Raw genomic sequence first — 21,670 nt, 5'->3', positions numbered from 1 at the left:
GGATAATCAACCTACACTTCATCCTTCAAACTGCTTCTGCGTTGGCTGCGTTCGTTCTCCCCAGTCACTTACTTCAGTAAGCTCCTGGGGATTTCTCACTTGCCGCCTTGATGCAGTTAGAATGATTTTGTGTATACCTCTTTTTTACTTTTTAGAATGACGTCCGTATACCACCCAGGTGATGACCACGCAGGCGACATAGAAGATCAGAAATACTTTCATCGCACCGACCGGAGAACCGGTTAATGCCAGGGACGTACCAAATGCTTTCGGGATAAAGAAGCCGCCGATCGCACCAATAGCAGAGATAAAGCCCAACGCTGCCGCAGTGTCGGTTGCCGCCTCGCGCATCGCTTTCTCTTCTGAACCGCCTTCAGCTTTCACTCTGTCCATCGTCAGCTTACGGAAGATGACAGAGATCATCTGGAAGGTTGAACCACTCCCCAGCCCGGCCGTCAGGAACAGCGCCAGGAACACGGCGAAGAAGGCAATGAAGTTGCCGCCGACACCGTTTGATGGCAGCGTCAGGAACAATAAGGCACTGAAAATAGCCATCAGCACGAAGTTCACCAGCGTGACGCGGGTCCCGCCCAGACGGTCAGAGATTGCGCCGCCCGCAGAACGCGCCAAAGCGCCAATGAACGGCCCAAAGAAGGCATAATGCAGGATCTGCACTTCCGGGAACTGCGTTTTTGACAGCATCGCGAAACCTGCGGAGAAGCCGATGAAAGAGCCGAAGGTTGCCAGATACAGCAGGCTCATAATCCACAAATGCCCGCGTTTCAGCACCGGCAATTGCTCTTTCAGCGAGGCTTTTGAGGTTGCCAGTTCGTTCATACCGAACCATGCGGCCAGCGTGAAAATAGCGAGGAACGGCACCCAAATCCATGCGGCGTTTGCCAGATACAACTGCGTGCCATCCGGTTGTTCAACGCCATGGCTGCCAAAAGCGGCGAAGATGGACAGTGAGACCACCAGCGGCGCAACCAACTGCATCACGCTGACGCCCATGTTGCCCAGGCCGCCGTTCAACCCCAGCGCGCCGCCCTGTTTCTGTTTTGGAAAGAAGAAGCTGATATTTGCCATGCTGGAAGCAAAGTTCGCACCGGCAAAACCGCACAGCAGGGAGATAATAATAAAGGTACTGAACGGCGTGGTGGTATCCTGCACAGCAAAGCCTAACCACACGCAGGGGATTATCAGGATACCTGTGCTGAACGCTGTCCAGCGTCGTCCACCAAACAGGGGAACCATAAAGGAGTACGGTACGCGCAGCAGCGCGCCGGAAACTGAAGGCAATGCCGTCAGCATAAACAGCTGCTCAGTGGTGAAATTGAATCCCACTTTCGGTAAGTTCACCGCCACTGCGCTAAATAACATCCATACGCAAAACGCCAGCAGCAGACAAGGGACTGAAATCCACAGGTTACGGCTGGCAACTCGTTGACCACGCTGTTCCCAGAAGGCGGGATCTTCCGGCCGCCATTCCGTGATTACAGCTCCAGATGCCCTTTCCGGGGCAGATGAGTGACTCATAGACACCTCTGATACTTGTTTCGATGCCTGCAACATTAGGGTTTACAGCCGGGGGTAAGTTGATATAAATCAAAGGAAAAGGTGTCATTATTAACGCCTAAAATTTATCATTACCCTAAATGAGTACATAACTTCGGTAAAAAAGATGTGGTTTTTCACGCTTCTGTCGCACCCTACTCCCCGACGTCCAGGATCTCTCCCCCTGCCGGCAATTAAGGGGTAGCCCGTTTGAGGTATGGGTATACTCCAGTGTATCGCTGAGAATAGCGGCACTGCCTGCAGCAGAATCGTCATTCAATAAGGTTTTCTGCTCACTGAGAACCCGAAGGAAGAAGTCACATGTTTAAACGTTGTCTTTCCCCGCTTACGCTGGTTAACCAGGTGGCGCTGATTGTTTTGCTGTCTACCGCGCTTGGCGTGGCGGGTATGGCTGTCTCCGGCTGGCTGGTTCAAGGCATTCAGGGTAGCGCTCACGCGATCAATAAAGCCGGCTCGCTACGCATGCAGAGCTACCGTTTGCTGGCTGCCGTACCGCTGGACGCCAGCGATCAACCGCTGCTGGATGAAATGGAACAAACGGCGTTTAGCCCTGAACTGACTCGTGCCGCGCAGCGCGACGGCCAGCAGATCCAGTTAAAGGCATTACAGGATTACTGGCACACCGAACTGGCACCTGGGCTTAAACATGCACAAACGGGGGATGCGGTCGCCGACGACGTTTCACGCTTTGTGACCGGACTGGATAAGTTGGTTACCGCCTTTGACCATACCACGGAGTTGCGTATTGAACGCGTTGTTATGCTGCATCGCCTGATGGCAGTATTTATGGCTCTGCTGCTGGTCTTTACGATTATCTGGCTGCGCGTACGTCTGCTGCAGCCGTGGAAACAACTGCTGGCGATGGCCCGCGCCGTCAGCCAGCGTGATTTTACGCAACGTGCGCATATCAGCGGACGTAATGAGATGGCGGCACTGGGTTCGGCGCTGAACAATATGTCCGAAGAACTGGCCGAAAGTTATGCCGTACTGGAACAGCGGGTGCAGGAAAAAACCGCGGGTCTGGAACATAAAAACCAGATCCTCTCTTTCCTGTGGCAAGCCAACCGCCGTCTGCACTCACAGATACCGTTGTGTGAGCGGCTTTCACCGGTACTCAACGGGTTGCAAAATTTAACGCTGCTGCACGATATTGAGTTGCGGGTTTATGACCTGGAAGATGAAGATAATCATCAGGAATTTACCTGCCAGTCGAGTGCCAGTTGCGATGAAAAAGGGTGTCATCTGTGTCCACGAGGCACACTGCCCGCCATTGATGGTGGTACTACGCTGAAATGGCGGCTGACCGATGCGCATACCCAGTACGGTATTCTGCTCGCCACCTTGCCGTACGGGCGTCATCTCAGTCACGATCAGCAGCAACTGGTCGATACTCTGGTTGAACAACTCACCGCAACACTGGCGCTGGACAGACACCAGGAACGTCAGCAGCAGTTGATCGTGATGGAAGAGCGTGCCACCATTGCTCGCGAACTCCATGATTCTATTGCACAATCGCTCTCCTGTATGAAGATGCAGGTCAGTTGTTTGCAGATGCAGGGCGACGCGCTCCCGGAAAACAGTCGTGAGTTGCTAAGTCAGATTCGTAACGAGCTGAACGCCTCCTGGGCACAGCTACGTGAATTGTTGACGACCTTCCGTTTGCAGTTGACTGAGCCTGGGTTGCGGCCCGCGCTGGAAGCCAGCTGCCAGGAATACAGCGCTCGCTTTGGTTTTACGGTGAAGCTGGATTATCAGTTGCCGCCGCGCCTGGTCCCTTCACATCAGGCGATCCACCTGCTGCAGATTGCCCGTGAGGCCCTGAGTAATGCGCTTAAACACTCTCAGGCCAATGAAGTCATCGTGGCGGTGGTGCAAAATGGCAAACAGGTCAAACTGACAGTGCAAGATAACGGCTGCGGCGTACCAGAAAACGCCGAACGCAGTAACCACTACGGCATGATTATAATGCGCGACCGTGCGCAGAGCTTGCGCGGCGATTGCCGTGTACGCCGTCGAGAGACGGGCGGTACTGAAGTTGCTGTCACTTTTATTCCCGAAACAAACTTCACAGAAGTCCAAGGAGATACCCATGAGTAATCTGGAACCGGCAACCATCCTGTTGATCGACGATCATCCGATGCTGCGCACCGGTGTAAAACAGCTTGTCAGCATGGCGTCCGATATCACCGTGGTCGGCGAAGCCAGTAATGGCGAGCAGGGTATCGAGCTGGCTGAATCACTTGATCCCGATCTGATCCTTCTTGATCTCAACATGCCGGGAATGAACGGTCTGGAAACGCTTGATAAGCTACGAGAGAAATCTCTGTCCGGACGCATCGTCGTTTTCAGTGTTTCCAACCATGAAGAAGACGTCGTGACTGCCCTGAAACGCGGTGCTGACGGCTATCTGTTGAAAGACATGGAGCCAGAAGATCTACTGAAGGCGTTGCAACAGGCTGCCGCCGGCGAAATGGTACTGAGCGAAGCCTTAACCCCGGTTCTGGCCGCCAGCCTGCGCGCTAACCGTGCGACCTCCGATCGTGATGTAACTCAGTTGACGCCACGTGAACGCGATATTCTTAAGCTCATCGCCCAGGGTCTGCCTAACAAGATGATTGCTCGCCGCCTCGATATCACCGAAAGCACGGTAAAAGTGCATGTAAAGCATATGCTGAAGAAAATGAAGCTTAAATCACGCGTTGAAGCCGCGGTATGGGTGCACCAGGAACGCATCTTCTGATAACGCGAGTATTAACGAGGATCATTTCCCGAAACGGCATTAAACGGTTCGGGCAGTGATAGCGTGATCTCATTGGAAGAGACACGCTGGCCCTGCTCGTCTTCCACGACGACGGACAGCCGCCAACGGTTGGTTGCTCCTTCACTGCTATCCCACTTCGGCATAATAACCGTCCAGCCTTGCGCACTACGAGGATGGCTTCCGGCCGTTAAACTCAATGCTTTCGTGTCTCCCTGCCATGTCAGATGACGGATGCCATACTGACTACGCACCTGTAATTTCAACGCTACCGTCTCGCCGGGTTTCAGATCCCACGGCGGTGTTGTCAGAAATACAGATAAGGTTTTACGCTGGCGATACTCCAGCGTTGGCACGCTGTTACGCTGAGGATCGTCATAACGACTCCCGCGCAGCGATCGGCTGTTTGCGACTTCACTCACCATTAACTGTTTATTTAACGGAACGCCAAAACGATAATTGAGGGTCAATCCCAGATTATTTTGGCTTACCCCGCTTTCGCCCTGTTTATGCTGCGCGGTCACCGTAATCAGCGGCACTGGCGTATAGCTCAGTCCCAGGTTTACCGCCACCGGATTGCGGTAGCCCGTTCCCGAATGGAAAAGGTCTACCCGATCGCCAAAATATTGCTCGACGCTGACGCTGGTATTGAGATGCTCATAAAAGGGTAACCGCATCAACGCAGTAAGGTCGTAGCCCCGCGCCATCCTTTGCTCCTGTGTCGAAGAACGATTCTGCCACGAGGAAAACGGCTGGTAGTAGTTGGCGGATAGCCGCAGATACTCTCCCCACGCCTCGGCGCCGAACCCGCCACGCGGCAGATTCTCATCCAGCAGGTTGTCATAAAAGGTGTTGTAACCCACTAACCAACCGTCACGTACCCAGCGCTGCCCAATCCCCGCATTACTGACCAGGCCTTCGTCCTGCTGCGTCAGTCCCAGCTGGCTCCAGGTGAGATAGCGTTGATTGTCCTGCCACGGGATAAACCAGCTTCCTCGACTGCCGGCAAAGCTACCTTCATTATCCACCTGCAACCCAACGCTGGCATTCCCCCACGGAGAAAGCCAGGATTCCAGTTGCTGATTCACCTGCTCACTGACTGTGTCACGCACCTGGCCAAACGCGAACTGCTTCGCTTGCTCGCCAGTATCAAGGCCGTTATCGGTCATGCTGGCTTCCCCAAACGCTTTAACCATTTCGGCAAAGTGCTTTTCGCCTGCCCGCGACTCCGGCGCCATACCGAGATCGGGCAAGCCATCACTATTGTTATCGAAAGGGTTCTCCGCCTGGTGAATAAAAGACGATTGCGCGCTGGCAGTACCGCCTGCAAACGGCAAGAGTGAGAATACTGCGAGAGATAAATAAATATTACGGCTCAAATCGTTAGCGGTTTCTTACATCAATTAGCCACAGCGGCATACTTATCTTAAACCATAACGTCTTCAGCATTGATTTTCAGCCCTTCCTTCCTTTTTCGGCATTATCCTGGCATCGGGAAATAGGTGTAACATACGTGTCAGTTATTAACGTTCACATGCAGCAACAGGAGTAAAAATGCAAAAGATAGTGATCATCGCGAACGGTGCAGCCTATGGAAGCGAGTCGTTATTCAACAGTCTGCGTCTGGCCATCGCTCTGCGCGAGCAGGAGGGCAGCCTCGACCTGCGTCTGTTTTTAATGTCGGATGCCGTCACTGCAGGGCTGCGCGGGCAGAAACCGGGGGAAGGTTATAATATTCAGCAAATGCTGGAAATCCTGACAGCACAAAACGTTCCGGTAAAACTCTGCAAAACCTGTACCGATGGCCGCGGGATCACCACTCTGCCGTTAATTGATGGCGTTGAAGTCGGTACGCTGGTGGAACTGGCTCAGTGGACGCTGGCAGCAGATAAGGTTTTGACCTTCTGATGCCGGCACTTTCAGGCAAGCGTACTGAAAGTGCCGGTAATTTCCCGATTTAATCTCAGATGGGCGCGGTTTCGTTAAACGTAAGCTCGCCCTTTCAACCCTTTTAAGGGATTTTGTCATTTTTGTTTAATCGTTATGCCATTTTTTGATCAAAATCAGCATCCTGCCCCCTCCCCTTTGGTGTTATGCAATGAGTGAAATGTGAACAACATCACGCAGCACTTTCGACAGAAAGTACGTTGTTTTCAAGAACGGGGTGAAAAATGGCATTAGTGAAGGCAAGTTTGAAATTATTTGGTGGAGATACGGTGGTGGTACGCTGTTCGGAGCGTTGTCACATCCATCTGATGAGCGAGAAAAATCACGTCAAAGACACGCAGACCGACATTTTAAGCGTGCAGAATCGTGATAACGCATGGCTGACTGTACCGTATACCGGCGTCTGGAACGTGCTGATCGACAGCCACAGCCAGTCTCTGGAGCATTCAATCAGTTATATTGCAGCCTGATGATGTACTGCCCGAAAGCATCTACGCTTATCGGGCACACAACAGATAACCTGGCAACGCCTAGGCAAATCCCGGTCGCATGACGCCTTCCGGCAGGTTCTCTCCCAACAATCTTTTAACCGTAATCACCAGATCGTTAAGACAGTCATCCTGCATCCCCAACTTCACCAATTCCTGTTCCAGCGAGAACAGATATTGCGCGTTAGTTCCCAATGGCCCACTGGCAGAAGCAATAAGCGGCGCGATAACCTGAGCACGGGTATCGGACTCAAACAATGGATGTCGCGGATCCATAATAAAGACCAGCGCACTCACCGTTCGGCCATCATCCAGCGTGAGCTGACACCACGTTGGCAGGTAGCAACCCGTGATCATTTCACGCTTCCACAGCAGGGACAGCTCTTGCTCCAGCGATGCATCCGGTAAACGGTATGCCACACCCGTAGTGCGCCCCCCCTCTTTCAGGGCCAACATCCGTCCCGGCTGACACGCCGTTCCTCGCCCTGCCGTCAGGCGCAAACAAAATGCGCGATGCCAGCCGACTAACGTCCCGGTACAGGACTCTTCAAACTCTAACGCCGGGTTCCACATCAACGATCCATAACCAAAGATCCACACCGGTCCATCATCTGGACGGCAGGCAAGCGTGGCGGCCAGTGAGGCTGCCCGTTGTTCCGCCGACCAGAGTAGTGATTCTTCAATATCACCAAATGCCGTCTTACAGTCAGCATTCAATAAAAAATCACGCGTTAACACCTTACACCTCCGCCACTGCGACTTCCCTGCGACAACTTTTTTGACGCCTTCCAGGCTTTTTTACTGCTCATTTTGAAACCAATACCTGGACAATAGGCAATTCATCGACTGCATGCAAGGCAACAAAGGCTCAACGGCACTTTATATCCTCTTTTTATGTCCCGGTCTGGCGCGACCGTCAGCATCTCATCGTGTGATATTTTGATTGATTTAGAAATCTAACATCTTGTTATTTAAATGCTCTCTAAACAAGACACACCATTTTGCTCACTTTGATGCAAAAAATGGTCCATGCCGTAAAATTACGTAAAATCAGATCGGAAATACCGAAAGATCTGTTATTTTTTACATTCTTTAATACATTTATAATTATAAGCACCTGCAGAGATGGAGAATTAATTACATGACACATGCACATGAGGCGGTAAAAACCCGCCACAAGGAGACCTCACTCGCCTTTCCGATTTTGGCGCTGGTAGTACTGTTCTTTTGGGGGAGCAGTCAGTCACTACCAGTGGTCATCGGCATTAACGCACTAGCCCTTATTGGTATATTAAGTAGCGCATTCAGCGTTGTCCGTCATGCAGACGTATTAGCTCACCGACTTGGTGAACCCTATGGCTCGCTGATTCTCAGCCTTTCGGTGGTTATTCTCGAAGTCAGTTTAATTTCCGCATTAATGGCAACTGGTGACGCCGCACCCACGCTAATGCGCGATACGCTCTATTCAATCATTATGATCGTAACCGGTGGGCTGGTCGGGTTTTCATTACTGTTGGGTGGCCGCAAATTTGCCACCCAGTATATGAACCTGTTCGGTATTAAGCAGTATTTAATTGCTCTATTCCCGCTGGCCATTATCGTGCTGGTATTCCCGATGGCATTACCGGGAGCGAATTTCACCACCGCACAGGCACTGCTGGTAGCCTTAATTTCAGCAGCAATGTACGGCGTATTTTTGCTGATCCAGACTAAAACACACCAGAGCCTGTTCATTTACGAACATGAAGATGAGGGGGACGGCGATGACCCACATCACGGTAAACCTTCAGCGCACAGCAATCTGTGGCACGCAGCCTGGCTTGTCATCCATTTGATTGCCGTTATTGCCGTCACCAAAATGAATGCCAATCCGCTGGAAACATTACTCACTGAGCTGAATGCACCAGTGGCATTTACCGGTTTCCTGGTGGCGTTGCTTATTCTCTCCCCTGAGGGTTTAGGTGCGTTGAAAGCAGTACTGAACAATCAGGTGCAGCGAGCGATGAATTTATTCTTCGGCTCAGTACTTGCCACCATCTCACTGACCGTACCCGTCGTCACACTGATTGCCTGGGCAACAGGGAATGACCTGGTGTTCGCGCTGGGCGCACCAGAGATGATTGTCATGGTTTCTTCGCTGGTGCTGTGCCATATATCCTTCTCCACCGGACGCACCAATGTGCTCAACGGTGCAGCGCATCTGGCACTGTTTATCGCCTACCTGATGACGATATTCGCCTGATAATCAACTCAGGTGCAACCCACGGCCCTTTGCAGGGCCGTTTTTTTATCCTGGTTTATTGCTCCGGGTAGACCTGTTGGCCATCCACAAACGTTAATAGCGCTTGTGTCTGGTGCAGTTTATCTGCAGTAACTGCCAGAACATCCTGATCCAGAACGGCAAAATCAGCGAGCTTGCCAGCGCGCAAACTCCCTCTCTGTTGTTCGGCAAATGCCAGCCAGGCGGCATTTAGCGTATACATTTTTAACGCATCTTCCCGGCTGATCCGACGTTCCTCATCACGTACAGAGCCGTCGAGCGCTTTCCCCGTCACATGGTATTCAATGGCATGCCACACACCCGCAACGCCAATTCTTGTCGCATCCGTTCCCCCTGCAACGATCACGCCTTGCTCTAGTGCGGGTTGAATGGGGGATGACTGTGCTGCAACGGTTTTACCATTAGCGCGTTCAATGGCGGGAGATTCAAAATACGGCCCCATCTGCACGGAATAGGCTAAACCTAATTGCTTCATCCGGGCTATCGTCTCTGCCGTACCGGTATTTAAATGGGCTATTGACCAGCGAAGCTGGGTAATATCATGCGTTTGCAGGGTTTGCAGGCAGCGCCTGATTCAGTTCCTGTAGGGTGGGATCTCGCTTTTCAACAAATTGTTCAGGTATCCATGATCCCACCACGGCCACCCACTGCGCTGCGTTTTTCTCTTCTGCCGATTGCGACAGTTTGCGCAGAGCATCAGGTATAGTTTTGGCATCAAACCAGTAGGTTTCGAATAAGAACGTCCTTCCTCCGCGAATACCATGCAGATGCGTATCAATTAATCCAGGAATCACCGTTTTACCCGCAAGATTAATTTCTCGCGTATTCTGCCCTGACCATTTTTTAATCTCTTCATTATTTCCGACAGCAATAATGTGTTGCCCTTTTACCGCCAGAGCCTGCGCGTTTGGTTGTTGTTCGTCCATGGTAATAAGCTGGCCGTTATACAAAACAACATCAGCTTTATCCTGTGCAGAAGCCAAAGAGGATGTCCCCATCAGCATTACAGCCAACGCCATATTACGCATCGCAGGAGGAGGTGTTTTGAAGCAAAGGCCCATTTTACTCATCATGTTTATCTTCCTTTTTTGTGCAAAGCTAATCAGGAAACCTGTGCCGAAACGCAAGGCTGGCTAGTTGCGCGCTGGATACCAGTTGTTCAAGCGAGTGTCCGCAACGCGCTTTTCCCGACAAACCCAACATCGTGGTACAGACGTAATCGGTCATACTTTTCGCCTCTTCGGGGTAACGCTGGGCAATAAAGTTATGGATCTTATTTTCAGCTACCGAGTAGAACGCACGGGCGGCATTGCGTGCCTCAGGGTCATTGCAATGTGTTCCTTCCAGCACTAAACATCCTGCCGCATCGGGATCGGCTGCGTAATGACGTGCCGCCTCCTCAAGCAGCGTTGCCAGACAGTCAGCAACGGGTCTGTCGGCACATAAAATATCGTCAAAAGGGATCGCATCGGTTTGTACGTAACGGCTCAATACTCGTTGATAAAGGCCGAGCTTATTCCCAAAAGCAGCGTAGAAACTGGGGGGTTTGATACCCAGTACCTGAGTGACATCCGCCACGCTAACGGTATCGTAGCCGTGAGCGTGAAATAAGCGTTGTACCGTCGCAACCGCCTGCTCTGGGTCAAAATTACGTGGTCGACCCGGCGCGCGTGGGTATTTTGTAGTGACCATTATAAATCCATTGACAGAAAACCATGCGCCAATTATATATCGATCACTACATAATTGTTCAAGGAGTATCTGATGTCTTCATTCAAGGGTAAATCGGTGCTGGTTCTTGGTGGTAGTCGTGGGATCGGTGCGGCAATTGTACGCCGCTTTGCCGCGGAGGGCGCATCCGTCACCTTCACGTATTCCGGCTCTCCTGACGCCGCCAAAGCGCTGGCCGATGAGACTGGCACCCATACGGCGCAAACCGACAGCGCCAGACGCGAGGACGTTATCGCACGGGTGCGGGAAAGTGGCCCGTTAGATGTGCTGGTCGTTAACGCTGGGATTATCCTGTTCGGCGACGCGTTGGAGCAGGATCCTGATGAAGTTGAACGTCTTTTCCGCATTAATATTCACGCCCCCTACTACGCCGCGGTGGAGGCTGCACGCCAGATGCCTGATGGAGGACGAATCATTATTATCGGTTCAGTAAATGGTGACCGTATGCCCATCGCCGGTATGGCCTCTTATGCGTTGAGCAAGTCGGCACTACAAGGGATGGCGAGAGGGTTGGCTCGTGATTTTGGTCCGCGTGGTATTACGGTGAACGTTGTGCAACCTGGCCCGATTGATACCGATGCCAATCCGGCAGAAGGCCCGTTGAAAGAGCTGATGCACAGCTTTATGGCACTAAAACGACATGGGCGACCGGAAGAAGTTGCCGGAATGGTTGCCTGGCTTGCTGGACCTGAAGCAGGGTTTGTGACAGGCGCAATGCATACTATTGACGGCGCGTTTGGCGCCTGACGGAAATAACAGGCCGGAGGAATATCCCCCGGCCTGTTCAACGCTCTTAGTTTTCAGTATCCAACTCGTCGAAGCTTTTCACCAGGTCATCAATGGCTTTAATCTGCGTCAGGAACTGTTCCAGTTTCGCCAGCGGCAGCGCGGATGGACCGTCGCATTTAGCATGGGCTGGATCCGGGTGCGCTTCAATGAACAGACCCGCCAGGCCTACCGCCATACCGGCGCGAGCCAGTTCGGTGACCTGTGCACGGCGACCGCCGCTTGCTGCGCCAAACGGGTCACGGCACTGCAGCGCGTGGGTGACGTCAAAAATCACCGGAGAGTTACCGGAAACTTTCTTCATCACGCTAAAGCCCAGCATATCGACAACCAGGTTGTCATAACCAAAGTTCGCACCACGGTCGCACAGGATAACCTTGTCGTTACCGCCTTCATGGAATTTATCCACGATGTTGCCCATCTGACCCGGGCTTACGAATTGCGGTTTTTTCACGTTAATAACAGCGCCCGTTTTCGCCATCGCTTCTACCAGGTCGGTCTGACGAGCAAGGAATGCCGGCAGCTGAATCACATCCACCACATCGGCAACAGGCTGTGCCTGGCTGGCTTCATGAACGTCGGTGATCACTTTTACGCCAAACGTCTGCTTCAGTTCCTGGAAGATTTTCATCCCTTCTTCAAGACCTGGCCCACGGTAAGAGTGGATGGAAGAACGGTTGGCTTTATCAAAGGAGGCTTTGAACACGTAAGGGATACCCAGCTTTTGAGTAACGGTTACGTAGTGCTCACAAATGCGCATCGCCAGATCGCGGGATTCCAGCACGTTCATTCCGCCAAACAGCACGAACGGCAGGTCATTTGCCACGTTGATGTCGCCAATGCTAACCACTTTTTGTTTCATAGGATCGCCTTAAACGGTAGGTAAAGTGTTATTAATCAATGCAATACAATTTGCTTGTGCGAAATAGTATTAATCTGCGCACGGATCATTTCGCTGATCGGGTCTTCCGGACACTGCTCAACGAAATAACTTAAATCAGTCAGCGCAACATGTTCACATTCCAGCTGCGCGTAGATTAATCCGCGATCGCGTATTTCATACGGATCCTCAGGATTAAACTGCAGTAATGCTTCGCTGGCTCGCAGCGCCAGTTCCATTTGTCGCTCTTCCATTAGCGATGATTTCAGCGTGTCGAGCAGTTTGCGGATCACTTCCGCGTTATCCGCTTCGTCAAGATCCTCGTTGAACAGTTCGGCAACCGGGCTAATGTTACCCTTCAGCCACACTTCCAACGTGTGTTCATTTAACGTTTCGCCATTGAACGGATTGATTAGCCACATTTCACCATCGAGCGATTCAATACGCAGGATGAGTTGTGTCGGGAAAATCACCGGTACCAACGGCAGATCCAGTCGGTTAGCAATCCACAATAAGATGGCACCGAGTGAAACCGCACTGCCCTGACGATTTTTCAGAACCTGGTCGAGCCATAGTGCATCAGAAAGACGATAGACGCCGTGGGTGTCCGTAAAACCCCATTCGCCGTAAAAAAGTGCCAGCAGTTTATCCAGTTGCTCATCCTGAGACAGGAGCTGGCTAATTTCTTCTTGCGCCAGACCAACCAGACGTTCCAGTTCGTCATAGACAGTTTGTGTTGGAAAATCCAGACGGATAGACTCCGACGCCAGGATCATCCCATCACACAACGGCGCTTTATTAAATTCGAAATCAGCTAACGACCTCATGACTTACCCCAGTAACGGTATTTTTGTGGTGGCGAGTTTAATGATGATGTACAGCACCACCAGCGCCAGCGGAAATGCGATTAATCGCGCCTGCTGACTGCGCGCCCGACGGTAATCGAGCGCAATAAAACCCAAAACGATGTAAATGATAACCCCAAACAGCTTTTCAGTCAGCCATGTCCCCTGCTCGGTGAATGGCAGGATGTGCGTTTTAGCGATCAACGCCACGCCGCTGAGAAGTAAAACGGTATCAATGATCGGTGGCAGAATACGCGTCCAGCGCGATGATGCAAGACGTGTATTGGTAGAACGCCACCAAAAACGCAACGTGAGTAGCCCGACAGAAAGCACGATGCTAACGAGATGAATAGTAAGTAGTGTGCTGAACGAATTCATGATGGGATGCGCCCGAGCGTAATCCGCTCGTTGCCGCCATAGTCACGACAGGTTTCAACCGCCTGGTAACCTGCGCGGGTAAACGCGTCGCGTACCGCCTCACCCTGCTGCCAGCCATGTTCCAGCAACAGATAACCGCCGGGCGTTAGCATGTGTCGAGACTGATCAATGATATGCACGATATCCGCCATACCCTGCTCGCCCGCTACCAGTGCCGATAGCGGCTCAAAACGTACATCGCCCTGCGCCAGGTGCGGATCCTGCTCGTCGATGTACGGCGGGTTACTGACGATCATCTCAAACTGCTGCCCCTGCAAAGCACTGAACCAGTCACTTTGCAACACATGCACATTGTCGATAGCCAGATTTTGTCGATTGCGGTTTGCCAGGTTTACGGCATCCGGCATGCGGTCAACTGCTGTCACCGTGCAATCCGGACGCTCAGACGCCAGCGCCAGCGCGATGGCGCCCGTACCGGTTCCCAAGTCGAGAATACGGCACGGCGAGGCAGGCAAACGCGCCAGTGCCTGTTCAACCAGGCACTCGGTATCCGGGCGTGGAATAAGCGTAGCCGGAGACACAAACAGCGGCAGCGACCAGAACTCGCGCACACCGGTCAGATGTGCCACCGGCTCACCCCGCTGACGGCGTTCCAGTAATGTACCGAGCCGTTGATGCTGCGCCTCGGTTAACACCGTTTCGCCGAACGCCAGAATAAAGGTACGCCCTTTACCGGTGACAAACTCGAGTAAAATCTCGGCGTCACGGCGCGGGCTTTCACTGGTCTGTAACTGGCTTATTGCTTCACGCAGCCATTGCTGATAGTCCATTAATCTTGCTCGGACAACGCCGCCAACTGGTCGGCCTGGTATTCCTGGACGATTGGCTCAATGAGCATATCCAGTTTACCTTCCATCGCTTCATCCAGACGGTAAAGCGTCAGGTTGATGCGGTGATCGGTCACACGCCCCTGCGGGAAGTTATAGGTACGGTTGCGATCGCTGCGATCGCCACTGCCCAACAGGTTGCGACGTTCAGAGGCTTCCGCCTGCTGACGCCTGGCCACTTCGGCGGCACGAATACGCGCGCCCAGCACTGACATCGCTTTCGCTTTGTTTTTATGCTGTGAACGTTCGTCCTGACACTCCACCACAATGCCGGTCGGCAAGTGGGTAATACGGATAGCGGAGTCGGTGGTGTTAACGTGCTGACCCCCAGCGCCGGATGAGCGGAAGGTATCAATACGCAGATCGGCTGGGTTGATATCCGGCAGTTCTGCTTCCGGCAGTTCCGGCATCACCGCGACCGTACAAGCGGAAGTATGGATACGCCCTTGAGATTCGGTCGCCGGTACGCGCTGTACGCGATGACCGCCGGACTCAAATTTTAGTCGCCCGTAAACGCCTTCGCCGCTAATCTTGGCAATGACTTCTTTAAACCCGCCATGTTCGCCTTCACTGGCGCTCATGATCTCTACCCGCCAGCGACGCGATTCAGCGTAACGGCTGTACATGCGGAACAGATCGCCCGCAAACAGCGCCGCTTCATCACCACCGGTTCCCGCACGCACTTCGAGGAAGGCGTTACGTTCATCATCAGGATCGGTTGGCAGCAGCAGAACCTGCAGATGCTGTTCCAGTTGTTCACATTTTTCTTTTGCTTCGCGCAGTTCATCCTGCGCCATTTCACGCATTTCAGGATCGTCGAGCATCATCTGTGCCGTTTCGATATCTTCCTGAACCTGTTGCCAGTCCGTAAAACAACGGGAAACATCACTTAATTGCGCATATTCGCGCGACAATGCACGAAAGCGTTCCTGGTCTGCGATAGTTCCCGCATCACCGAGCAGCGCCTGAACTTCTTCATGGCGTTCATGCAGGGCTTCCAGTTTGGCAACGATAGAAGGCTTCATAGGCGTAAATGCACCCTGTAAAAAATGAGATTGGTGTATTGCTACTCCAGCCCGAGGCTGTCGCGCAGAATATTCAGGCGTTCACTGTCCCCGTCACGGGCGGCCTGTTGAAGTGATTTGGTTGGTGCGTGGATCAGGCGGTTAGTCAGCTTCCACGCCAGGTCCTGCATAATGGCTTGCGCATCACCGCCCTGTTCCAGAGCAGCCAACGCTTTAGCGGTCAGTTCATCACGGATTTGTTCAGACTGACTGCGATAATCGCGGATGGTCTCGCTTGCGCTTTGTGCTCGCAGCCAGGCCATAAACTCGCTGGTTTCCTGCGCAACGATGGTTTCCGCTTCCACGGCGGCCGCTTTGCGCTGCGCCAGGTTATGCGAAATGATGCTTTGCAGGTCGTCAACACTGTACAAATAGGCGTTGGACAGTTTGCCCACTTCCGGTTCAACATCGCGTGGTACCGCAATATCGACCAGCAGCATAGGCTGATTACGGCGATTTTTTAGCGCACGTTCGACCATCCCCTTGCCAATAATAGGCAGCGGGCTGGCGGTAGAGCTGATAATAATATCGGCATCCTGTAAGCGGGCATCAATATCGCTCAGAGAAATCACCTCGGCGCCGACTTCATCGGCCAGCACCTGCGCACGCTCACGTGTGCGGTTAGCGATGATCATCTTCTTCACTTTGTGCTCACGCAGATGTCGCGCCACCAGCTCGATGGTCTCGCCGGCCCCCACTAACAACACGGTTACCGTGGAAAGGGATTCAAAGATCTGACGCGCCAGGGTACAGGCAGCAAACGCGACGGACACCGCGCTGGCACCGATATCCGTTTCTGTGCGTACACGCTTCGCGACAGAGAATGATTTCTGGAACATACGTTCCAGCGCACTGGCGTTCAGATGGCCTTTTTGCGAGTCCGCAAACGCTTTTTTCACCTGCCCCAGAATTTGTGGCTCGCCAAGCACCAGAGAATCCAGACCGCTGGCGACACGCATCAGATGGCTGACGGCGTCGTTGTCCTGGTGCCAGTACAGGCTACTGCGCAGGTCTTCTTCGTTCAGATTGTGGTACTCACACAGCCAGCGAATCAGCGCTTCCTGCAGGTTATCCTGCTCTTCTACGCTGAGATACAGCTCTGTGCGGTTACACGTCGACAGCACTACCCCGCCCTGCACCATTGGCTGCGCAAGCAGGCTGTCCAGCGCCTGATCGAGCGTATCCGGCGAAAACGTTACGCGTTCTCGCAGCGATACAGGTGCCGTTTTATGGTTAATACCAAGCGCTAAAAGGGTCATGTGTGCGGGAATAGTACCAGCGTTGATAAGGTTAGACTGGGTGCATCATACAGGATGCGTGCAGCCAATAAAAGAGACTGCCCCCTTTTGGAGTAATAGCTTACGGTTTAAATTAAGATAACGTGACCGTAGACGATATTCACGGTCGGCGCTAGCATTAAGGGTTATAACTGCAACCGCTGGCATGATTTTGCCGGATGGCGAAAAACGCGTCTTTTCCGACCTGCGGATTCAGTTTGTAGGCCTGATAAGCGCCGCGCCATCAGGCAATTAATGCATCGTATTACAAGGATTTGTCATCATTATGACCCTGCCTGATTTTCGCCTGATTCGCCTGCTGCCGCTGGCGGCCCTGGTTCTTACTGCCTGTACGCTCAACGCGCCGAAAGGTCCCGGCAAAAGCCCCGACTCTCCGCAGTGGCGCCAGCACCAGCAGGAAGTGCGCGCCCTGAACCAATATCAGACACGCGGTGCGTTTGCCTATATTTCCGACCAGCAGAAAGTGTATGCCCGCTTTTTCTGGCAGCAAACTGGCCAGGATCGCTATCGCCTTCTGCTAACCAATCCGTTGGGCAGTACCGAACTGGAACTGAACGCGCAACCGGGCAACGTGGAACTCGTCGACAACAAAGGGAAGCACTACACCGCTGACGACGCCGAAGAGATGATTGGTAAACTGACCGGCATGCCTATTCCATTGAACAGCTTGCGCCAGTGGATCCTGGGTCTGCCGGGAGACGCCACCGATTATAAACTTGACGACCAATATCGTCTGAGCGAAGTGAATTACAGTAAAGATGGCAAAAGCTGGAAAGTCGTGTACAGCGCCTACGACAGCAAAACGCAGCCGGCGATGCCTGCAAATATGGAGCTGTCCGACGGCTCCCAGCGCATTAAGCTGAAAATGGATAACTGGATTGTGAAATGATGACCCGTTGGCCCTCTCCGGCAAAATTGAATTTATTTCTATACATCACCGGGCAGCGTGCGGACGGTTATCACACGCTGCAGACGTTGTTCCAGTTTCTGGATTACGGCGATACGATAGATATTGCGCTGCGCAGCGACGGTGAAATTCACCTGTTAACGCCCGTTGATGGGGTTGAGCATGAAGACAACCTGATCGTTCGCGCAGCGCGTTTGCTAATGACAACGGCGTCTGAAAGCAATCGTCTTCCCAAAGGGAGCGGCGCGGACATCAGTATCGACAAACGCCTGCCGATGGGCGGCGGCCTCGGTGGTGGCTCATCGAATGCGGCGACCGTTTTAGTGGCGCTGAATCATCTGTGGCAGTGTGGGTTGTCTGTAGATGAACTGGCAATACTGGGCTTAACGCTGGGCGCCGACGTACCGGTATTCGTTCGCGGTCACGCAGCCTTTGCTGAAGGCGTAGGAGAAATTCTGACGCCGGTCAATCCAGCAGAAAAATGGTACCTGGTCGCCCATCCGGGAGTCAGTATTCCAACGCCGGTGATTTTTAACGATCCTGACCTCCCCCGTAACACGCCAAAAAGGTCAATAGAAACGTTACTAAAATGTGAATTCGGCAATGATTGCGAGGTTATCGCAAGAAAACGTTTTCGCGAGGTTGATGCGGCGCTTTCCTGGCTGTTAGAATACGCGCCGTCGCGCCTGACTGGTACAGGGGCTTGTGTCTTTGCTGAATTTGACACTGAGTCTCGTGCTCGCCAGGTGCTTGAGCAAGCCCCGGATTGGCTCAAAGGCTTTGTGGCGAAAGGTGTCAACCTCTCCCCATTGCACAGAGCGCTACTCTAAATCATTTGGGTTTCAGGAAGATGGCGAGATGACGAATCGCCAGACACATACAAAAGTATGTGACTGGTGTGAGAAATTGATGCCAGCACATGAAACGCGGCTGATGACGAGTAAGCCGGGCAAGCTGAGTTGCGGTGACAACGTCACCCTGTTCCAGACGTTGCATCGCGCTCTTTAATACACCGCCTGGAGAGGATACTGCCTGGCCCGCACAGTTTTCGGCAGATTCTTTCCACCAATGGACGCATGCCTGAGGTTCTTCTCGTGCCTGATATGAAGCTTTTTGCTGGTAACGCCACCCCGGAACTAGCACAACGTATTGCCAACCGCCTGTACACTTCACTCGGCGACGCCGCTGTAGGTCGCTTTAGCGACGGCGAAGTCAGCGTACAAATTAATGAAAATGTACGCGGTGGTGATATTTTCATCATCCAGTCCACTTGTGCCCCTACTAACGACAACCTGATGGAATTGGTCGTTATGGTTGATGCGCTGCGCCGTGCTTCCGCAGGCCGTATCACCGCCGTTATCCCTTACTTCGGCTATGCACGTCAGGATCGTCGCGTACGTTCTGCTCGTGTTCCGATTACCGCTAAAGTCGTCGCGGACTTCCTGTCCAGCGTTGGCGTTGACCGCGTCCTCACCGTTGACCTGCATGCTGAACAGATCCAGGGCTTCTTTGATGTGCCGGTTGATAACGTATTCGGTAGCCCGATTCTGTTAGAAGACATGCTGCAGTTGAATCTGGACAACCCGATTGTGGTTTCTCCAGACATCGGTGGCGTCGTGCGTGCCCGCGCTATCGCTAAACTGCTGAACGATACCGATATGGCTATCATCGATAAACGTCGCCCGCGCGCGAACGTTTCTCAGGTGATGCACATCATTGGTGACGTTGCGGGCCGTGACTGCGTGCTGGTTGATGACATGATCGATACCGGCGGTACGCTGTGTAAAGCAGCTGAAGCGCTGAAAGAGCGTGGTGCTAAACGCGTATTTGCTTATGCAACTCACCCGATCTTCTCAGGTAATGCGGCAAACAACCTGCGCAACTCAGTAATTGATGAAGTCGTTGTCTGTGACACCATTCCACTGACCGACGAAATCAAAGCACTGCCAAACGTGCGTACGTTGACTCTGTCGGGTATGCTGGCCGAAGCGATTCGTCGTATCAGCAACGAAGAATCCATCTCTGCTATGTTCGAGCATTAATCGAACCCGGCTCAAAAACCCGCTGCGGCGGGTTTTTTTATCTGTAATATTTATTTGTATGACTTTTGCCTCCTTCACCTGCCATTCAATTGACAGATGATGCGCCCATGGATGAAACATTATTGTGAACAGATTATTTTCCTCACATGTGATGCCTTTCCGCGCCCTCATCGACGCTTGTTGGAAAGAAAAATATACCGTTTCTCGCTTTACCCGCGACCTGATCGCCGGGATAACGGTTGGGATAATTGCCATTCCGCTGGCGATGGCGCTGGCAATCGGTAGTGGCGTTGCACCACAGTACGGCCTGTACACCTCTGCCGTGGCTGGGATTGTTATCGCCCTCACCGGGGGCTCGCGCTTTAGCGTATCAGGCCCAACTGCCGCCTTCGTGGTGATTTTGTATCCGGTGTCGCAACAGTTTGGACTGGCAGGTCTGCTGGTCGCCACGCTAATGTCCGGGATATTCCTGATCCTTTTCGGCCTCGCTCGATTTGGCCGCCTGATCGAATACATTCCGGTGTCCGTTACGTTAGGTTTTACCTCGGGTATTGGTATCACCATCGGTACCATGCAGATTAAAGATTTTCTTGGCCTGCAGATGGCTCATGTCCCTGAGCACTACCTGCAGAAGGTCGGCGCGCTGTTTATGGCCTTGCCGACCATCAACGTGGGGGATGCCGCGATTGGCGTGGTGACGCTGGGGATCCTGATTTTCTGGCCGCGTCTGGGGATCCGCCTGCCCGGTCACCTCCCGGCTCTGCTGGCTGGCTGCGCGGTGATGGGTATCGTGAACCTGACGGGTGGCCATGTAGCGACCATCGGGTCTCAGTTCCATTACATTCTGGCCGATGGCTCGCAGGGTAACGGTATCCCACAGCTGCTGCCGCAGTTGGTACTGCCATGGGATATGCCAGGGTCCAACTTTACGCTGAGCTGGAGTTCATTACAGGCACTGTTACCCGCAGCTTTTTCGATGGCAATGCTCGGGGCAATCGAATCTCTGCTGTGCGCTGTCGTCCTCGATGGGATGACCGGCACCAAGCATAAGGCCAATAGCGAATTGATTGGTCAGGGTCTGGGCAACATCGTCGCACCGTTCTTTGGCGGTATCACTGCCACGGCGGCAATTGCCCGTTCTGCGGCTAACGTTCGTGCCGGCGCAACGTCGCCAATTTCTGCGGTCATTCACGCGATTCTGGTGATCCTCGCCCTGCTGGTGCTTGCGCCGCTGCTTTCCTGGTTACCGCTGTCGGCGATGGCTGCCCTGCTGCTGATGGTGGCATGGAACATGAGTGAAGCGCATAAAGTTGTGGATCTCCTGCGCCACGCGCCAAAAGACGACATCATCGTTATGCTGATGTGTATGTCTTTGACGGTGCTGTTCGATATGGTTATCGCCATCAGCGTCGGTATCGTTCTCGCTTCGCTGCTGTTTATGCGCCGTATTGCACGCATGACGCGTCTGGCACCGGTCAACGTAGACGTACCAAACGATGTACTGGTACTACGCGTTATTGGCCCGCTTTTCTTTGCCGCAGCAGAGGGACTCTTTACCGATCTCGAATCTCGCCTTGAAGGCAAACGCATTGTGGTGCTGAAGTGGGACGCCGTCCCGGTACTGGATGCCGGTGGTCTGGACGCCTTCCAGCGTTTTGTTAAACGCCTGCCGGAAGGTTGTGAGTTGCGTATCAGTAATCTGGAATTCCAGCCGCTACGCACCATGGCACGCGCGGGTATCCAACCCATCCCCGGCCGTCTGGCGTTCTTCCCGAACCGTGATGCCGCGCTGGCAGATATTTA

The 21,670-nt window shown here is 53.0% G+C and carries 22 protein-coding genes; 10 read left to right on the top strand and 12 right to left on the bottom strand.

The genetic code is table 11. The features are described from left to right. Positions 1-144: 144 nt before the first annotated feature. Entirely contained in the window at positions 145-1,536 is a 1,392-nt protein-coding gene (locus tag FDX03_RS11680; RefSeq protein ID WP_061068016.1) for a NarK family nitrate/nitrite MFS transporter, read from the bottom strand. A 339-nt stretch (positions 1,537-1,875) separates the two neighbouring features. Here FDX03_RS11680 and narX point away from each other — a divergent pair, with 339 nt between their 5' ends. Together narX and narL are read left to right on the top strand one after the other, a co-directional pair. After that, the gene (narX, locus tag FDX03_RS11675) at positions 1,876-3,672 is read left to right on the top strand and encodes a nitrate/nitrite two-component system sensor histidine kinase NarX (RefSeq protein WP_048211467.1); all 1,797 of its coding nucleotides are present in this window, start codon (positions 1,876-1,878) and stop codon (positions 3,670-3,672) included. Then, positions 3,665-4,315: a two-component system response regulator NarL gene (gene narL / locus FDX03_RS11670; protein WP_061068018.1), complete on the top strand. Its 651-nt coding sequence runs from the start codon at positions 3,665-3,667 to the stop codon at positions 4,313-4,315. The genes narX and narL overlap by 8 nt, the downstream gene beginning before the upstream one ends. 11 nt (positions 4,316-4,326) lie before the next feature. Here narL and FDX03_RS11665 read toward each other — a convergent pair whose 3' ends face one another. Then, positions 4,327-5,712 carry a YchO/YchP family invasin gene (locus FDX03_RS11665; RefSeq protein WP_137345961.1) on the bottom strand — a complete coding sequence of 462 codons (1,386 nt, stop codon included), beginning with the start codon at positions 5,710-5,712 and terminating at the stop codon, positions 4,327-4,329. A gap of 175 nt (positions 5,713-5,887) precedes the next feature. On the opposite strand from FDX03_RS11665, the gene ychN reads away from it, so the two are divergent. Both ychN and FDX03_RS11655 read left to right on the top strand, forming a co-directional pair. Next, positions 5,888-6,241, top strand: a complete 354-nt coding sequence (ychN, locus tag FDX03_RS11660; RefSeq protein ID WP_137345960.1) for a DsrE/F sulfur relay family protein YchN — start codon at positions 5,888-5,890, stop codon at positions 6,239-6,241. A gap of 263 nt (positions 6,242-6,504) precedes the next feature. Next, complete coding sequence (locus tag FDX03_RS11655) at positions 6,505-6,750, top strand: DUF1883 domain-containing protein (protein ID WP_042318612.1); 246 nt, start codon at positions 6,505-6,507, stop codon at positions 6,748-6,750. A gap of 60 nt (positions 6,751-6,810) precedes the next feature. Here the strand turns inward: FDX03_RS11655 and FDX03_RS11650 are convergent, their stop codons facing one another. Continuing rightward, on the bottom strand, positions 6,811-7,506 hold the full coding sequence (locus tag FDX03_RS11650; RefSeq protein WP_101743259.1) for a gamma-glutamylcyclotransferase: 696 nt from the start codon (positions 7,504-7,506) through the stop codon (positions 6,811-6,813). 403 nt (positions 7,507-7,909) lie between these two features. Between FDX03_RS11650 and chaA the strand changes: the two genes are divergently transcribed. Then, positions 7,910-9,010 carry a sodium-potassium/proton antiporter ChaA gene (gene chaA, locus FDX03_RS11645; RefSeq protein ID WP_061068020.1) on the top strand — a complete coding sequence of 367 codons (1,101 nt, stop codon included), beginning with the start codon at positions 7,910-7,912 and terminating at the stop codon, positions 9,008-9,010. A gap of 55 nt (positions 9,011-9,065) precedes the next feature. On the opposite strand, the gene FDX03_RS23295 is transcribed toward chaA, so the two are convergent. The 3 genes from FDX03_RS23295 to FDX03_RS11635 form a co-directional block, all read right to left on the bottom strand. Beyond that, the gene (locus tag FDX03_RS23295) at positions 9,066-9,524 is read right to left on the bottom strand and encodes an amidohydrolase family protein (protein ID WP_233606075.1); all 459 of its coding nucleotides are present in this window, start codon (positions 9,522-9,524) and stop codon (positions 9,066-9,068) included. A gap of 64 nt (positions 9,525-9,588) precedes the next feature. Then, the gene (locus FDX03_RS23290; protein WP_249357044.1) at positions 9,589-10,176 is read right to left on the bottom strand and encodes an amidohydrolase family protein; all 588 of its coding nucleotides are present in this window, start codon (positions 10,174-10,176) and stop codon (positions 9,589-9,591) included. Next, positions 10,148-10,741: a TetR/AcrR family transcriptional regulator gene (locus FDX03_RS11635; protein ID WP_137345959.1), complete on the bottom strand. Its 594-nt coding sequence runs from the start codon at positions 10,739-10,741 to the stop codon at positions 10,148-10,150. The genes FDX03_RS23290 and FDX03_RS11635 overlap by 29 nt, the downstream gene beginning before the upstream one ends. A 72-nt stretch (positions 10,742-10,813) precedes the next feature. Here FDX03_RS11635 and bdcA point away from each other — a divergent pair, with 72 nt between their 5' ends. Continuing rightward, positions 10,814-11,527: an SDR family oxidoreductase gene (bdcA, locus tag FDX03_RS11630; protein ID WP_101743261.1), complete on the top strand. Its 714-nt coding sequence runs from the start codon at positions 10,814-10,816 to the stop codon at positions 11,525-11,527. 46 nt (positions 11,528-11,573) lie between these two features. Here the strand turns inward: bdcA and kdsA are convergent, their stop codons facing one another. From kdsA to hemA, 6 genes are read right to left on the bottom strand one after another with little or no spacing between them, the layout of a single operon-like run. Continuing rightward, positions 11,574-12,428 carry a 3-deoxy-8-phosphooctulonate synthase gene (gene kdsA, locus FDX03_RS11625; protein ID WP_048211463.1) on the bottom strand — a complete coding sequence of 285 codons (855 nt, stop codon included), beginning with the start codon at positions 12,426-12,428 and terminating at the stop codon, positions 11,574-11,576. A 35-nt stretch (positions 12,429-12,463) separates the two neighbouring features. Continuing rightward, entirely contained in the window at positions 12,464-13,273 is an 810-nt protein-coding gene (sirB1, locus tag FDX03_RS11620; RefSeq protein ID WP_048211462.1) for an invasion regulator SirB1, read from the bottom strand. Positions 13,274-13,276: 3 nt separating this feature from the next. After that, positions 13,277-13,669 (bottom strand): invasion regulator SirB2, encoded by a 393-nt coding sequence (sirB2, locus tag FDX03_RS11615; protein WP_061068025.1) that lies wholly within the window; start codon positions 13,667-13,669, stop codon positions 13,277-13,279. Beyond that, the gene (prmC, locus tag FDX03_RS11610) at positions 13,666-14,499 is read right to left on the bottom strand and encodes a peptide chain release factor N(5)-glutamine methyltransferase (protein ID WP_048211461.1); all 834 of its coding nucleotides are present in this window, start codon (positions 14,497-14,499) and stop codon (positions 13,666-13,668) included. Before prmC ends, sirB2 begins: the two co-directional genes overlap by 4 nt. Beyond that, the gene (prfA, locus tag FDX03_RS11605) at positions 14,499-15,581 is read right to left on the bottom strand and encodes a peptide chain release factor 1 (protein ID WP_048211460.1); all 1,083 of its coding nucleotides are present in this window, start codon (positions 15,579-15,581) and stop codon (positions 14,499-14,501) included. Before prfA ends, prmC begins: the two co-directional genes overlap by 1 nt. 41 nt (positions 15,582-15,622) lie before the next feature. After that, positions 15,623-16,879 (bottom strand): glutamyl-tRNA reductase, encoded by a 1,257-nt coding sequence (hemA, locus tag FDX03_RS11600; RefSeq protein WP_040233235.1) that lies wholly within the window; start codon positions 16,877-16,879, stop codon positions 15,623-15,625. Between the two features lie 304 nt (positions 16,880-17,183). Here hemA and lolB point away from each other — a divergent pair, with 304 nt between their 5' ends. The 4 genes from lolB to dauA all read left to right on the top strand — a co-directional run. Further along, entirely contained in the window at positions 17,184-17,807 is a 624-nt protein-coding gene (lolB, locus tag FDX03_RS11595) for a lipoprotein insertase outer membrane protein LolB (RefSeq protein WP_048211459.1), read from the top strand. Beyond that, positions 17,804-18,655: a 4-(cytidine 5'-diphospho)-2-C-methyl-D-erythritol kinase gene (gene ispE / locus FDX03_RS11590; protein ID WP_048211458.1), complete on the top strand. Its 852-nt coding sequence runs from the start codon at positions 17,804-17,806 to the stop codon at positions 18,653-18,655. Before lolB ends, ispE begins: the two co-directional genes overlap by 4 nt. A 264-nt stretch (positions 18,656-18,919) precedes the next feature. Further along, entirely contained in the window at positions 18,920-19,867 is a 948-nt protein-coding gene (gene prs, locus FDX03_RS11585; RefSeq protein WP_001518537.1) for a ribose-phosphate diphosphokinase, read from the top strand. Between the two features lie 151 nt (positions 19,868-20,018). Then, a partial coding sequence (gene dauA, locus FDX03_RS11580; protein WP_048211457.1) for a C4-dicarboxylic acid transporter DauA occupies positions 20,019-21,670 on the top strand: 1,652 nt, incomplete at its 3' end.

The sequence above is a fragment of the Citrobacter sp. wls827 genome, assembly GCF_005280875.1.
Lineage (GTDB): Bacteria > Pseudomonadota > Gammaproteobacteria > Enterobacterales > Enterobacteriaceae > Citrobacter > Citrobacter youngae.
This window is presented reverse-complemented; position numbering and strand designations above follow the sequence as displayed.